Origin of the sequence: Halobacillus faecis (genome assembly GCF_007991335.1) — a bacterium.
GTDB classification, from domain to species: domain Bacteria; phylum Bacillota; class Bacilli; order Bacillales; family Halobacillaceae; genus Halobacillus; species Halobacillus faecis.
This window is the reverse complement of record NZ_BJYD01000004.1, coordinates 13,552-27,401: the sequence shown is the minus strand read 5'-3', so window position 1 is coordinate 27,401 and position 13,850 is coordinate 13,552. Positions and strand designations below refer to the sequence as shown.

Genomic DNA, 13,850 nt, shown 5'->3' with positions numbered 1-13,850 from the left:
CACACTCCTTATCACTCCAGTACCAACTAAATGGCTTACTTATAATGTGGTCTTCCACAAGCATTTTTAAACGAGCATAATCACAGTAATTATAGTACCCTTTCCCTTGTGTAGAAACATTCTCCAACGTATATGTAAAGATTGGAATATCATATGAAATTTTGCGGAAACTACGTATATAAATAAAAAATGCGTATGGATTGTACAATCCATACGCTTATCTTTTGTTCTTTTATCGTTTCTTATGTTTCTCAGCCATGAGTAGCAGTTCACGAGCATGTTCAACCGTTGTTTCTGTAAGTTCCGCACCAGTGATCATTCTGGAGATCTCATCTGCTTTCTCATCATATGTCAATTCTTTTGCTGCTGTATGAGTTCGATCATTATCCACTCGTTTTTCAATTCTTACGTGAGTATCGGCCATAGCAGCTACTTGCGGAAGGTGTGAAATACACAAGACTTGTGACCCTTCTGATATTCCGTAGATTTTTTCAGCAATCGCCTGGGCTACTCGACCGCTTACACCCGTATCTACCTCGTCGAAAATCACACTCGTAACGCCTTGGTGTCGTGAGAAAATGCGCTTTAAAGCAAGCATGATCCGCGACATTTCTCCTCCCGATGCAACTTTATGTAGTTCTTTTAATGGTTCACCTGGATTTGTAGTGATTAGGAATTTTACGATGTCTATCCCATTTGGGAGCAATTGTACCGGATGACCGTCAAGTTCAGGGTCAGCTTCCCTTCCTTCTTTCAAATTAATATCGACAGCAAAAGACGCTTTCTCTAAATATAAATCCCTTAACTCTTCATGGATATATTCAGATAAAGTCGCTGCTGAGCTCGTCCTGATGTCATGGAGTGCTTTCGCCTCTATTACAGCATCCTGCCCCAGTTCATAAATTTCATCTTCCATCTTACTTAAATGAGAATCCTTATTCCTGATCTCATCAATCTCTTCTTCGATCCTCGAAGCGTATTGAAGCATATCATCGACTGTAGCTCCGTACTTCTTTTTCAAACGGTTCAACTCGTTTAAACGGGATTCAATTTGATTTAAGCGTTCAGGATCAAATTCAAGCGCTGCCATTTGATTACTTAATTGGAAGGTCAATTCTTCAATGATATAGTAGGAGTTCGACATTTCTTCAGAAAGCTTGGCCAATTCGCCATCCACGTCTGCCGTACTCTCAAGAGAAGTCATAGCATGGCTCAGCCAGTCCAGGCCTTTTTGCTCCCCATATAAGGAATAATAAGCATCATGGATTCCTTGATAAATCTTCTCATAATTCATCAGCTTTTTACGCTCTTCTGAAAGTTCCTCATCTTCCAATGGCTGCATTTCAGCTTCTTGCAGTTCTCTCAGTTGAAACTCAAGCAAATCCAACCGTTGTGCCATTTCCTGCTCATTTTCACTCAATTCCTTGTAACGCTTCTTCAGTACACGGTATTTGTCATATACCCGATGATATTCTTCCAAAGAAGATTTCATATCGTCATCCGAAAAAATATCCAGGAGCTCAATATGGCGATCGGGATCCATCAGTGATTGTGTTTCATGCTGGCTATGGATATCGATTAAAGAATGACCGAATTCTTTCATAATTCCAAGTGTAACCAGTTTTCCGTTCACCCTGCAAATACTCTTTCCTTGGTGCGTAATGGTCCTCTGCAGTACGACCATTCCATCTTCATCAATATCAACGCCAAACTCTTCTCCCACTTTGTGAATGGGATGATTGCTTCCTACGGTGAACAATCCTTCAATTTCGGCTTTTTTTGTTCCATGACGCACGAACTCGACAGACCCTCGTCCACCAGATAGCAGTTGTATGGCATCGATAATAATCGATTTACCCGCACCTGTTTCCCCTGTGAGTACGGTGAGACCTTCTTTGAACGTAATTGAAATTCGATCAATGATTGCAAAATCACGAATAGACAATTCTGTTAGCATGAAACTTTCACCTCAGTTATAACATATTGAGCAGCTGCTCACTTATCGTTTCTGTTTGTTCTGCACTGCGGCAAATGATCAGACATGTATCATCTCCACAAATCGTGCCCATGATTTCATCCCATTCCAAATTGTCCACCAGTGCCCCTACTGCATTCGCGTTTCCTGGAAGAGTCTTCAAAATGATGAAATGACCAGCGCGATCGATACTGACAAAGGCATCCATCATCAATCGTTTTAATTTTTCAAAAGGATTAAAACGTTGATCTGCCGGCAGGCTGTATTTATAGCGTCCATCCATCATAGGCACCTTTACAAGGTGCAATTCTTTAATATCTCTTGAAACTGTAGCTTGAGTTACATTATAGCCCATACCCTTTAATCGATCGACTAACTCATCCTGGGTTTCAATGTCGTCATTCGTAATCAATTCCCTGATTTTGATATGACGTTGTCCTTTGTTCATGACCATCCTCCGTTTCCAGTCCTTCCATAAGAAAAGGGCTTTTCATAAGCCCTTTTACGTTCATTATGCGTTTTTGCGGTGCGCTTCATGCGCTTCTTCAACTACCGCTTCAATATTAATCTCTTCTGTAACCCTGCCTTGTCCATCTCCATTCAACCGTAAGTGGACAAGGAATTCGATATTCCCGTCTCCACCGGTGATCGGCGAAAAAGTGAGTCCATGTACAGAATAGCCGTGTTGAGTTGCAAAATCAAGAATATTTTCAATCACCTGTCTATGTATGGACGGGTCCTTAACAATTCCCTTTTTCCCGACCTGTTCACGTCCAGCTTCAAATTGAGGCTTGATTAAGGCAACGACATCGCCTTCTTTATCCAAAAGATTTGCTAATACAGGGAGTATGATTCGTAACGAAATAAAGGAAACATCAATCGAAGCAAATTGTGGTTGTCCTTCCTTCAAATCATCTTTTGTCACGTACCTGAAATTTGTTCTCTCCATGACAACAACTTGATCATGGTTACGAAGACCCCAGTCCAACTGGTTATAGCCGACATCAATCGCATAACTAAGCTTCACACCATTTTGCAGCCCGCAATCTGTGAAACCACCGGTAGAAGAACCGATATCAATCATTACTTTATCTTGTACAGAAAGATCAAAAAACTTAAGGGCCTTTTCTAGTTTCAGCCCACCCCTGCTTACGTAAGGAATAGCTTTTCCTTTGACTGTGAGTTCAGTGTCTTCTTCGATTTTTTGACCAGGCTTATCCAGGCGGACTTGATTATGAAACACAAGCCCGGCCATAATGGTCCTCTTCGCCTTTTCACGTGTTTCCACGTAGCCTTTTTCTACTAATAATACATCTAGCCTTACTTTTCTTCCCATATCCTTAAGCCCTTTGCTGTTTATTCGGTATCATTTGTTTCAAGTTTTGCAGAATGTGATCAGTCGTTAACCCGATTTCTTCCCAAAGTTTATCGACACTGCCATGTTCGATGAAGCGATCCGGTACACCCATACGTTTGACCCATTGTGAGGTGTATTCATGTTCCTCTGCAAACTCCAATACGCTTGAACCGAATCCACCCTGAAGGACACCTTCTTCTACAGTCAGGATCGGCAACCCTGCTTTCATGATGTCATGAAGCATCGCATCGTCTAATGGCTTAATGAACCGTGCATTCACAACTTTTACTGACCGGCCATCCTTTTCCATCTTATCACTAGCTTCAAGAGCCATATCAATGGTAGTACCAAACGTCAAGATGACAGCATCTGTTCCTTCTTTTAACACATCCCAGCTTCCGATCGGGATGATTTCCGGCTGTTTATCTGTTTGTACCCCTTTGGCATTGCCTCTTGGATAACGAATGGCAAAAGGACCATCATCGTAGTGCGTGGCTGTATGAACGAGATGCTGCGCCTCATTTTCATCTTTAGGCATGGATATCACAAAGTTCGGAACAGACCGAAGGAAGGCAATATCGAAAACTCCCTGGTGGGTCTCGCCATCAGCCCCTACCAATCCAGCTCGATCAATTCCAAAAATGACATTAAGCTTTTGTCTTGCTACATCATGGACGACTTGGTCATATCCTCTTTGTAAGAATGTGGAATAAATAGCCAAAAACGGTTTCATTCCCTGCGTAGCTAGACCGGCTGACATTGTCGTTGCATGCTGTTCGGCAATTCCTACATCAAAAAGACGATCAGGGAATTCTTCACCAAACTTTTCTAATTTGGAACCTAAAATCATAGCAGGTGTGACGGCAACAATCCGATCATCCTGTCTCGCTTCTTGTCGGAGAGCTTCACTAATGACTGAACTCCATGCTGGTGGAGCATCCACTGGCTTAATTTTTTCACCTGACTCAATTTTGTATGGTCCAACACCATGCCATTTGTCTTTCACGTCCGTCTCTGCAGGGTGATAGCCTTTTCCTTTTTGTGTCATCACGTGGACAATGACTGGGCCGTCCGTCTTTTTAGCGTAATTCAAGTTTTCGATAAGATCATTGAAGTCATGTCCATCGACAGGACCATAATAAGTAAATCCAAGCTCTTCAAAAAACATACCTGGAACGACAAAATACTTCATGCTGTCCTTCAACCGCTCAGCAGCCTGCGCAATTTTCCCTCCGACAGCGGGGATTTTCTTCAATACCCATTCGAGGTCGTCTTTGACGCGGTGATATTTCCCAGCGCTTCTCATTCTCCCGAGCGCACCGTGAAGCGCACCTACATTTTTAGCGATCGACATTTCGTTGTCGTTCAGGATAACGGTTACATTCTTCTTCTCGTGCCCGATGTGGTTTAAGGCCTCTAAAGCCATCCCACCTGTAAGTGCTCCATCACCAATAATCGGTAAAATTGAATGATCTTCTTTTTTCAGATCCCTTGCAATTGCCATTCCCATGGCTGCAGATAAAGAAGTAGAGCTGTGGCCTGTCTCCCATACATCATGTTCACTTTCGTCACGTTTCGGAAAGCCGCACAGTCCTTTATATTGGCGGAGTGTTTCAAATTGACCACCACGACCTGTTAAAATCTTATGGATATAGGATTGGTGACCAACATCCCAAAGAAAACGGTCTTCCGGGCTTTTATATACTTTATGAAGAGCGAGGGTAAGCTCAACGACCCCTAGGTTTGCCCCTAGGTGTCCTCCTGTCGCAGCCAAGTTTTCTATGAGAAACTGTCTCGTTTCATCTGCCAATTGTTCAAGTTGGTTCGTATTCATATCCTTCAAAATTGAAGGGTCTTTAATTTTACACAGATCCATTGAAGGACCCCCTTGTATTTATCTTGATTTTTTAGTGGATGACGGTGCACTTGTTACTATTCTTACTTTCAGCCGCTTTTCTAACCATGAAATAACCTTTGCAGCGAAGAAAATAATATCTGTGGACTTATTGATGGCAAAGAACTTACCAAGGGCTTTCCCACCGACAGTAAGTGCAGCTACAATACTGGTCAAAATGACAGAGATCACAATCTGAACCGTTGACCCGTCACTATAGCCGAAGTTGTTGGCCAGCTGAATGACCACAACTGCTGACGCCGTACCACTAACTATACCAGATATATCCCCTATTACGTCATTACAGAAACTTGCGAATCGATCGGCGTTTCTGACAATAGCAATCGCTTCTTTAGCTCCGTTCACTTTTTCAGACGCCATTGCGTGGAAAGGCTGCTCTTGGGCAGCTGTGGCAGCGATACCGAGCATATCGAAGATGACACCCGTAAAGACGATCATGAATACAATAACGAGGCCAATGATCCATACGACTCCACTTAATACGGAAGAAGATATAACTGAAAAAATAGCCGCTAACACAAATGTGATAACGGCGATACTCAAACTGAATTTTAAAGATTTTTTTAATTTGTTATCCATATATACCCTCTATATCACTAAATTGACGTGTCTTATGTAAGGAAAGGAATGGTCATGATTCAAGTAAAAATTGCGGCTTAGGTCTAGTAGGTTTTCCCAGCCGAGTACCGAATGTCACCATTCTGGCGGTTCCCCTTTAAACTCGACTCAGCCCCGTCTCCGGCAGCTGGACTAGATTGCCACTTAGTCCGCACTATAATTCCTAAATCATGTCCATAGAACAGTCTAGGGGATTTCCCCGACAGCCTTTAGCCGTTCCTTAGCCTCTTTTGCAGTTCTGATTTCATATAGTTTCTGCACCAGCACCTCAGTGGCCATCTGAAGCTGCATGGTGTTCACTGACTATAATCCCCTCAAGAACCACTCAAGGCAGGCTACGCTGCGCATATAGATGTTACTCCATATGCTGCAGGTTCATACCCCATTTCATAACAGCACCTGGCTCAGATGCCGTTACAATAATGGGCCTCCGCGGAAGCAGGGTCAACGCCCACATGCCTTTGTGGATCGCCCTGCGACCTTAACTCCCAGCATCGACCCAAGGCTGGGCGCCTCAAGCCAACACAAGGAACTTCATCGATGTGCCCTTCGGCGGATTTTTAGGCCCGCCTTCAGGAACGGAGGGCCGACTAGAATACTGCACCATTCCTTTTGTAATCATAATATATCACATTTTGTCACGTGGCTCAATCGAAATCATTCAGCTCAATGGTCCCGGGTGCTTAAATAATGAATGAGCTCAGAAAGGGTGGTCCCCTCTACACCTGCATTCTTCAAAGCCTGCTGTGCTTTTTTGACGTAGTTATCCTTTTGAGCGATCGCTCCGTCTAGTCCCAGAAGCTGTGGGTAAGTGCTTTTATGGTTGCCTTCATCACTTCCTGCAGGCTTCCCTAATACCTCAGAATCTCCTGTGACGTCCAGGATGTCGTCCTGAATTTGAAATAAAAGTCCAAGGGCTTCAGCCATTGCGGTCATTTCTTGGAGAACCTTCTCTGATGCTCCGCCTAAAAAAGCACCGGCGAGGATAGAGAATTTCAGCAATTGACCGGTTTTATTCTTATGAATATTTTCAAGGGCTTCTAAAGGGATTTCAGTCCCTTCACTGAGCATGTCCTGCATTTGACCTTCAACCATGCCCCTCGCACCGCTGGCTTTCGTCAGTTCACGAATTAAAAAGACGCGTTCAACATCACTTAAACCCTCATCCTCTGCAATCACCTGGGAACTCAGTGTCAATAATGCATCCCCTGCGAGAATGGCGGTTGCTTCATCAAAGCGCTTGTGGTTCGTTGGCTTCCCTCTCCTTAAGTCATCATCATCCATGGCAGGCAGATCATCATGAATCAGGGAATAAGTATGAACCATCTCAAGGGCTGAGGCCACTCCCATCACCCTTTCCTCAGAAACATGAAAAGCTTGAGCAGTCGCCATCAATAAGATGGGGCGCAGCCTTTTCCCTCCAGCATCAATGGAGTATAACATGGAATCCTGAAGTCGTCCTGAAACCGAATAATCACGGACAAGCATTTCCAACTGTTGATTGATTCGTTGTCTTTTTTCTTTAAGATAGTCAGCTAAATGCACCGTTCAGTCTTCCTCCTGGACAGAGAACGGTTCCAACTCTCCGTGTTCGTTCATAATCTGTTGCATTTGAGTCTCTACATTTCCTAGTTTTTCACTGCAAAGCTTGGAAAGTTTCATACCTTCCTGGTAATACTGAATGGCTTTTTCCAAGGGAACTTCTCCTGTTTCCAGTTTCTCTACAATCTCTTCGAGCTGTTTCATCGCTTCCTCAAAACTGATGGTTTCCTGCTTATCTGTCATTTTCATCCTCCTTTACATCCGTTACGTGACAATCAACGATTCCGTCCTGCATTTTCAAGGAGAGGAATTGGCCTTTTGTAATCTCAGAAGTACTTTTTATGACGTCTCCTTCAGAATCAAAGGGCAAAGCAAAGCCTCGCTTCATAATGTCTAAAGGATTAACCAAGGTCAGTTTATCAACATTTGTATAGAAACGTTCCTTTTTCTGCTGCAGGAGAGCCTGAAACCGCTTCTGCAGCTGGTTCGTCTGACGCTCTAGAGATTCCGCACCTTCTCTAATTTTCAACTCAGGCCCCTGCTGTCGAAGCCTTCGAGACAAATTGTCCCAATGTACGTGACTCGTTTGATGTAGGTGCTTCATTTGAACTGACATGCGTTCGATAACCCGGTCCAAGTCCTGTTCTTTTTGCTTCATCATCTGTTCAGGATACTTGAAAGCATAGGATTTCTTTAAACGCTCCAAATGTTGCTTCGCTTCTGTCTTCTTTACTTCCATAACCCTATGAAGGCGGTGGTCCAACGCCTTCACCTGATCCCGCAGTTCTACAATGGATGGGACAGCAATTTCAGCAGCTCCCGTTGGTGTCGCTGCTCTTACATCTGCCACAAAATCACTGATGGTCGTATCCGTTTCATGACCAACGGCCGAGATAACGGGAGTTTCGGATTCTGCAATCGCTCTTGCAACCACCTCTTCATTAAACCCCCATAAATCCTCGATGGAACCGCCGCCCCTACCTACAATTAACACATCAAAATCCATTTTTCCATTCGCATATTTGATGGCATTTACTATAGAAGAAGCTGCCCGCTCTCCCTGGACAAGGACAGGCAGGACAGTGACTGGCACAATAGGGTAACGTCTTTTGATCGTGGTCATAATATCTCGTACAGCTGCCCCAGTTGGTGAAGTGATGACACCAATGTGTTTTGGGTATGTAGGAAGAGGCTTTTTAAGCTCAAGAGAGAATAAGCCCTCTTTTTCCAATTTTTCCTTCAATTGTTCAAAAGCATAGTAAAGAGCTCCAATTCCGTCCGGTTGCATCTCTTTAATATACAGCTGGTATTGACCCATCGGTTCGTAAACGTTGATTTCCCCTTTAACGAGGACGTTCATTCCATTCTCAGGAACAAACTTTAGGGAACGATTATTCCCAGCAAACATGACGGACTGAATTCTGGCCTGGTCATCTTTCAAAGAGAGGTACATATGGCCTCGGCTGTGGTGCTTGAAATTAGAAATTTCTCCTCTCAACCAAACCGTTTTTAAATGCGGATCCCCTGAAAGTTTACGCTTGATGTACTTCGTTAGTGCCGTAACACTCAAGTACTGATCCTGCATACCCATCCTCCTTACTGATTGTGAATTCGCTTAGCCGCTTTAATCGTATTGTGGAGGAGCATAGTGATTGTCATTGGACCTACACCTTTAGGGACTGGAGTGATATGGGAAGCTACCTCTTTTGCAGACTCAAAATCTACATCTCCTGTCAGCTTACCATCCACCCGATTGACTCCCACATCGATCACAACTGCTCCTTCTTTGATATCTTCGCCCGAAATCAAGGATGGTTTACCTGCAGCAACGATAAGAATATCTGCCTGCTTGGTATGCGACTGTAGTTGTTTCGTCCGAGAGTGGCAATGGGTAACGGTTGCGTTCTCGTTGAGCAACAATTGGCCTACAGGTTTCCCTACCAAGTTACTACGGCCAATGATCACGACATGCTTTCCTTCCAGAGTAATCTCTGCACGTTTCAGCATGACGAGTATTCCATAAGGTGTACACGGGAAAAAGGTGTCCTGGCCTGTCATCATTTTCCCGACATTTGCCGGATGAAATCCATCCACATCCTTATCTGGGTGAATGGCTTCAATGATTTTTTGGTCAGATATATGGTCAGGCACAGGTAATTGAACAAGAATTCCATGAACAGTAGCGTCCTGGTTCAACTTTTCAATCAAATCCAGCAGTTCCTGTTCTGAAGTTTCTACAGGTAATTCAATAAGTTCAGAATCCATACCGATTTTTTCAGAAGCGCGCTGCTTTCCTTTTACATAAGACATTGAAGCAGGATCTTCACCTAAAATGACGACCACCAATTTCGGACGGATGTCCTTTGTATGGAGTGCACTCACTTCCTCTTTCATTTCTTGACGTAGATCTTCTGCCAATTGTTTTCCGTATATGACTTCTGCTGACATGTCCCGTTTCCCCCTTATTTGTTTATACCATTTTGGATAATACGCCGTTCACAAACTTACCTGATTCATCTTCTCCGAAAATTTTCGCAAGCTCAATCGCTTCGTTAATGGCTACCTGCGAAGGGACGTCTTCATTGTATCTCATTTCATAAGCTGCCATTCGCAAGACGGTTTTCTCTACTTTCGCTAACCGTGGAAACGTCCAATTGTCGAGATTATCTGAAATCCATTGATCCAACTCATCTCGATTTTGGATGACTCCATGTACGAGGTCATACAAAAACTCGTCCACTTCCTGGCCTTCGACTACATGAGCAATGGCCTCATCCGTTTCAATATCACTCGTAATGGTTTGAAAAAGCGCCTGAAAAGCTTTTTCACGTGCTGTGCGTCGTTTCATCTTCATTCTCCTTTAAGGTAATATCCGTTAGAATAATAACATTTTAGCTTGATAAAAGCCATTGTAATCAGGTGATCGTGAATTTTCGCTGTCCTTCAAACATGAGGGAGGAGAAAAAAAACAAAAAAATCAGAAAGGGGAATGCCCCCTTTCTGATTACTCTCACAATTCTTCTGCTTCTACTTCTTCCTCTTTCCCTGATTCCATTTGTACGCCGACAATGTGGACATTGATCTCATTAATATCAAGTGCTGTCATGTTTTTAAGCGCTTGCCTTGTGTTGTCCTGAATTTTTTGTGCTGTGTCAGGTATGGAAATTCCATAGTCCATGACTACGTATGCATCAATTAATATGCCATTCTCAGTGAGCTCCACTTTCACGCCTTTTCCGTGGTTTTTCTTACCCAGGCGCTCAGCCACGCCAGATGCGAAATTACCTCTCATCGAAGCAACACCAGCTACTTCAGAAACAGCGATTCCAGCGATCACTTCAATGACTTCAGGAGCAATCTCGATGTTACCTAATGTCGATCCATCTGTCACATTCAACAATTGCTTATCACTCACAATGACCACTCCTTTTTATGATTCATCCTTCATTATAGTATATTTCTCTAAAAACTTTGTGTTAAAGTCTCCGCCAACAAACACCTCATGTTCCATCATCCGTTGGTGGAATGGGATGGTTGTGTGTACACCTTCAATGACAAATTCATCAAGTGCACGCTTCATCCGGCGAATCGCTTCATCTCTGTCACGACCATACGTAATCAGCTTAGCGACCATAGAATCATAATAAGGCGGAATCATATAGCCAGGGTATGCTGCTGAGTCAACCCTTACACCCAGTCCACCTGGAGGTAGGTACATATCGATCTTCCCAGCCGAAGGCATAAAGTTTTTGTACGGGTTTTCCGCATTGATCCTGCATTCAATAGACCAACCTTCGAATTCAATGTCTTCTTGCTTGAAGGAAAGTTCATGGTTATCTGCAATCAACAACATTTCTTTAATCAAATCTACACCTGTCACCATTTCCGTAACAGGATGTTCAACTTGAATTCTTGTATTCATTTCCATAAAGTAGAAAGAATCGTCTTCTTTGTCATAGATAAACTCAACGGTACCCGCACCAGAATAGTTCACGGCAAGAGCAGCTTTCACTGCAGCATCTCCCATTTTGGCACGCATAGCTTCAGAAATAGCTGGAGACGGTGTCTCCTCAATGAGCTTCTGAAGGCGGCGTTGAATCGTACAATCCCTTTCACCAAGGTGAACGGCGTTCCCGTGGTTATCGGCAAGGACTTGTATTTCAACATGGCGGAAATCTTCAATGAATTTCTCGATATAGACACCAGGATTTCCGAAAGCAGTCTCTGCTTCCTGCTGGGTCATACGAATCCCCTTTTTCAAATCTTCCTCATTGCGGGCTACACGGATTCCTTTTCCTCCACCGCCTGCTGTTGCTTTAATAATGACCGGGTAACCGATCTCTTCAGCAACTTTCAACCCATCTTCTTCATCTTTAATTATGCCCGCTGAGCCAGGAACAACAGGTACTCCTGCTTCTCTCATCGTTTCACGAGCGACGTCCTTCGTCCCCATCTTTTGGATGGCGTAAGAGGAAGGTCCAATAAAAGTAATGTTACACTCTTCACACATCTCAGCGAACTCTGCATTTTCGGAAAGGAATCCATATCCTGGATGAATCGCATCTGTCTCCGTTAATGTAGCTACACTCATAATGTTCGTGTAATTCAAATAACTGTCCTTACTCAGCGTCGGACCGACACAATACGCTTCGTCAGCCATCTGGACGTGCAACGCTTCTTTATCGGCTTCGGAATAAACCGCTACGGTTTCAATCCCCATCTCTTTGCAAGCGCGGATGACCCGGACAGCGATTTCTCCTCTGTTTGCTATCAGAACTTTTTTAATCAACGTCTCAAACCCCCGTTTACTTGGACTTCACGCGGAACAACGGCTGACCATATTCCACTAATTCACCGTCTTTAACGAGAATCTCAACGATCTCTCCAGATACTTCCGCTTCAATCTCATTAAATAATTTCATCGCTTCAACGATACAGACGACGGAATCTTCTTTTACTGTGTCTCCGACTTTTACATACACATCTTCTTCAGGGGAAGGAGATGCATAGAAAGTTCCGACCATCGGTGATTTCACCTCTGCGTCATAATCGGCATTTCCTTGTGCCTTTGGAGCTTCGTTCTCAGCTGTTTCTTCTTTCACCTCTTGTTTTGGTGCTTGCTCAACAGCTTCATGTTTTGGCTCTGGTTTTACCGGAGCTTGTACAGGTTGTTGAACTTGTACAGGTTCAGAAACAACCTGTCCCTGTGGCTTCTTCATGTGAACTTTTGTTCCGTTTGCTTCATAAGAAAACTCATCAATATTGGACTGATCAATCAACTTAATGATTTCTCTGATTTCTTGTACCTTTAGCATTTGTGGCACCCCTCTTATGTAAAGTTACTTTTTATAAACTGGTACTAATACCTCTTCATATTCTATTATACATTACCACCTCCCTGCAACTCGCTACAAGAATAACCTCCAGTAATATTCTGACAACTACCCCATCCTCCGCACCTTTGTTATTTAAATATCTCGAAAACACCCACGGAATATGCTGCTCTTATGCCATGGTAATTGGAGAGAAATCAACTCCCAAAGACGATTTCCCATGCGGAAAGCACCCTCCCACTGTGAAGGGTTCGTATTTTATTAAAATAAATGGGGTGGTTGGGAAGCTCTCGTGGGAGAGAGGAGATCAGCGAGATTCCGCAGGACAAAGTCCGAGGAAGATCGCCACTCCCCCACAGGAAAATGTCAAATTCGGAATCGCCCCGCTAGATGAGTAGCTTCCCAGCCATTCCTGACGCTCAACTTAGTAACAAACCTCGAAGCATCTTAATTTCGGGTCTTCCACAATCCTGCCAATATGTTCAAGAAGACCTGGAAGGGAAAATAAAACAAAAGCCTCATTCCTTTTTTTAAGGATTGAGGCTTTCGCTTTATTTTCAGCCAGCTGGCTGGAATTGTACTTGGACTTCTTTCTGCCCAAATTCGTCAGATACCATTTGAATGATGTTGTTCGTTTCTGTTTTCGATAACTCATCCGCTTTTACTGTAACGTGGACGACATCGTCTTCAGCCCTTACTAGGACATCATCGTAGGAAGCACTTGCACGGATGGTATTTTCAATGATGGATTCTTTGGATTGGTTTGCTTTGATTGTCTCCATTTTTTCTAAGGCTTCATTTTTCTCTTCTGTACTAAAGTCGCTGGAGGCAACGATTTCGGATAATTGTTCCTGCATTTGATCACGTTGATTCTGCATATCCAGACGAATGGCTGAGAAAAGTTCATCGGTAGAAATTTGCGATATGACGGTGCCATCACCTGTCGTTTCTACGCCTTCTTGTCCAGCAGCGTCTTCCGTGATCTCTGCCCATTCATCTTCCTGTATAAAAGCCATTTCACCATTGTCCGGGGATGTCATGTAATATACGCTTAGAACAATCAAGAGACTCAACATTGTCAACAACCAAACCGTTTGTTTTTTAACCAAA

Annotated in this window: 14 protein-coding genes; all 14 read right to left on the bottom strand. The window is 43.5% G+C overall.

The genetic code is table 11. The features are described 5' to 3' along the window. Positions 1-232 precede the first annotated feature (232 nt). The 14 genes from recN to HFA01_RS01880 all read right to left on the bottom strand — a co-directional run bounded on the left by recN (position 233) and on the right by HFA01_RS01880 (position 13,849). Complete coding sequence (gene recN / locus HFA01_RS01945) at positions 233-1,957, bottom strand: DNA repair protein RecN (protein WP_146812900.1); 1,725 nt, start codon at positions 1,955-1,957, stop codon at positions 233-235. 16 nt (positions 1,958-1,973) lie between these two features. Continuing rightward, the gene (gene ahrC, locus HFA01_RS01940; RefSeq protein WP_089651776.1) at positions 1,974-2,423 is read right to left on the bottom strand and encodes a transcriptional regulator AhrC/ArgR; all 450 of its coding nucleotides are present in this window, start codon (positions 2,421-2,423) and stop codon (positions 1,974-1,976) included. A 63-nt stretch (positions 2,424-2,486) separates the two neighbouring features. Beyond that, the gene (locus HFA01_RS01935) at positions 2,487-3,311 is read right to left on the bottom strand and encodes a TlyA family RNA methyltransferase (RefSeq protein ID WP_146812899.1); all 825 of its coding nucleotides are present in this window, start codon (positions 3,309-3,311) and stop codon (positions 2,487-2,489) included. Between the two features lie 4 nt (positions 3,312-3,315). Continuing rightward, positions 3,316-5,208: a 1-deoxy-D-xylulose-5-phosphate synthase gene (dxs, locus tag HFA01_RS01930; RefSeq protein WP_146812898.1), complete on the bottom strand. Its 1,893-nt coding sequence runs from the start codon at positions 5,206-5,208 to the stop codon at positions 3,316-3,318. A gap of 18 nt (positions 5,209-5,226) precedes the next feature. Further along, a complete protein-coding gene (locus tag HFA01_RS01925; protein WP_146812897.1) occupies positions 5,227-5,826 on the bottom strand; it encodes a hypothetical protein in 600 nt (199 codons plus the stop codon). A gap of 705 nt (positions 5,827-6,531) precedes the next feature. Further along, positions 6,532-7,410, bottom strand: coding sequence for a polyprenyl synthetase family protein (locus HFA01_RS01920; protein ID WP_371860301.1), 879 nt, complete (start codon positions 7,408-7,410; stop codon positions 6,532-6,534). 3 nt (positions 7,411-7,413) lie between these two features. Continuing rightward, positions 7,414-7,650 (bottom strand): exodeoxyribonuclease VII small subunit, encoded by a 237-nt coding sequence (locus HFA01_RS01915; RefSeq protein ID WP_089651772.1) that lies wholly within the window; start codon positions 7,648-7,650, stop codon positions 7,414-7,416. Then, positions 7,640-8,992: an exodeoxyribonuclease VII large subunit gene (gene xseA, locus HFA01_RS01910; protein WP_146812896.1), complete on the bottom strand. Its 1,353-nt coding sequence runs from the start codon at positions 8,990-8,992 to the stop codon at positions 7,640-7,642. The genes HFA01_RS01915 and xseA overlap by 11 nt, the downstream gene beginning before the upstream one ends. 11 nt (positions 8,993-9,003) lie before the next feature. Then, on the bottom strand, positions 9,004-9,855 hold the full coding sequence (folD, locus tag HFA01_RS01905) for a bifunctional methylenetetrahydrofolate dehydrogenase/methenyltetrahydrofolate cyclohydrolase FolD (protein WP_146812895.1): 852 nt from the start codon (positions 9,853-9,855) through the stop codon (positions 9,004-9,006). Between the two features lie 22 nt (positions 9,856-9,877). Beyond that, a complete protein-coding gene (gene nusB / locus HFA01_RS01900; protein ID WP_146812894.1) occupies positions 9,878-10,255 on the bottom strand; it encodes a transcription antitermination factor NusB in 378 nt (125 codons plus the stop codon). A 162-nt stretch (positions 10,256-10,417) separates the two neighbouring features. Continuing rightward, positions 10,418-10,822: an Asp23/Gls24 family envelope stress response protein gene (locus HFA01_RS01895; protein WP_146812893.1), complete on the bottom strand. Its 405-nt coding sequence runs from the start codon at positions 10,820-10,822 to the stop codon at positions 10,418-10,420. A 15-nt stretch (positions 10,823-10,837) separates the two neighbouring features. After that, on the bottom strand, positions 10,838-12,196 hold the full coding sequence (gene accC / locus HFA01_RS01890) for an acetyl-CoA carboxylase biotin carboxylase subunit (protein WP_146812892.1): 1,359 nt from the start codon (positions 12,194-12,196) through the stop codon (positions 10,838-10,840). A 16-nt stretch (positions 12,197-12,212) separates the two neighbouring features. Continuing rightward, positions 12,213-12,722, bottom strand: coding sequence for an acetyl-CoA carboxylase biotin carboxyl carrier protein (gene accB / locus HFA01_RS01885; RefSeq protein ID WP_146812891.1), 510 nt, complete (start codon positions 12,720-12,722; stop codon positions 12,213-12,215). Between the two features lie 575 nt (positions 12,723-13,297). Then, positions 13,298-13,849 carry a SpoIIIAH-like family protein gene (locus HFA01_RS01880; protein WP_146812890.1) on the bottom strand — a complete coding sequence of 184 codons (552 nt, stop codon included), beginning with the start codon at positions 13,847-13,849 and terminating at the stop codon, positions 13,298-13,300. Position 13,850 lies beyond the last annotated feature (1 nt).

What these genes read in the sequence shown, in the direction of transcription:
- recN (WP_146812900.1), bottom strand. Translation starts at nt 1,957, where the DNA reads ATGCTAACAGAATTGTCTATTCGTGATTTTGCAATCATTGATCGAATT.
- ahrC (WP_089651776.1), bottom strand. Translation starts at nt 2,423, where the DNA reads ATGAACAAAGGACAACGTCATATCAAAATCAGGGAATTGATTACGAAT.
- HFA01_RS01935 (WP_146812899.1), bottom strand. Translation starts at nt 3,311, where the DNA reads ATGGGAAGAAAAGTAAGGCTAGATGTATTATTAGTAGAAAAAGGCTAC.
- dxs (WP_146812898.1), bottom strand. Translation starts at nt 5,208, where the DNA reads ATGGATCTGTGTAAAATTAAAGACCCTTCAATTTTGAAGGATATGAAT.
- HFA01_RS01925 (WP_146812897.1), bottom strand. Translation starts at nt 5,826, where the DNA reads ATGGATAACAAATTAAAAAAATCTTTAAAATTCAGTTTGAGTATCGCC.
- HFA01_RS01915 (WP_089651772.1), bottom strand. Translation starts at nt 7,650, where the DNA reads ATGACAGATAAGCAGGAAACCATCAGTTTTGAGGAAGCGATGAAACAG.
- xseA (WP_146812896.1), bottom strand. Translation starts at nt 8,992, where the DNA reads ATGCAGGATCAGTACTTGAGTGTTACGGCACTAACGAAGTACATCAAG.
- folD (WP_146812895.1), bottom strand. Translation starts at nt 9,855, where the DNA reads ATGTCAGCAGAAGTCATATACGGAAAACAATTGGCAGAAGATCTACGT.
- nusB (WP_146812894.1), bottom strand. Translation starts at nt 10,255, where the DNA reads ATGAAACGACGCACAGCACGTGAAAAAGCTTTTCAGGCGCTTTTTCAA.
- accB (WP_146812891.1), bottom strand. Translation starts at nt 12,722, where the DNA reads ATGCTAAAGGTACAAGAAATCAGAGAAATCATTAAGTTGATTGATCAG.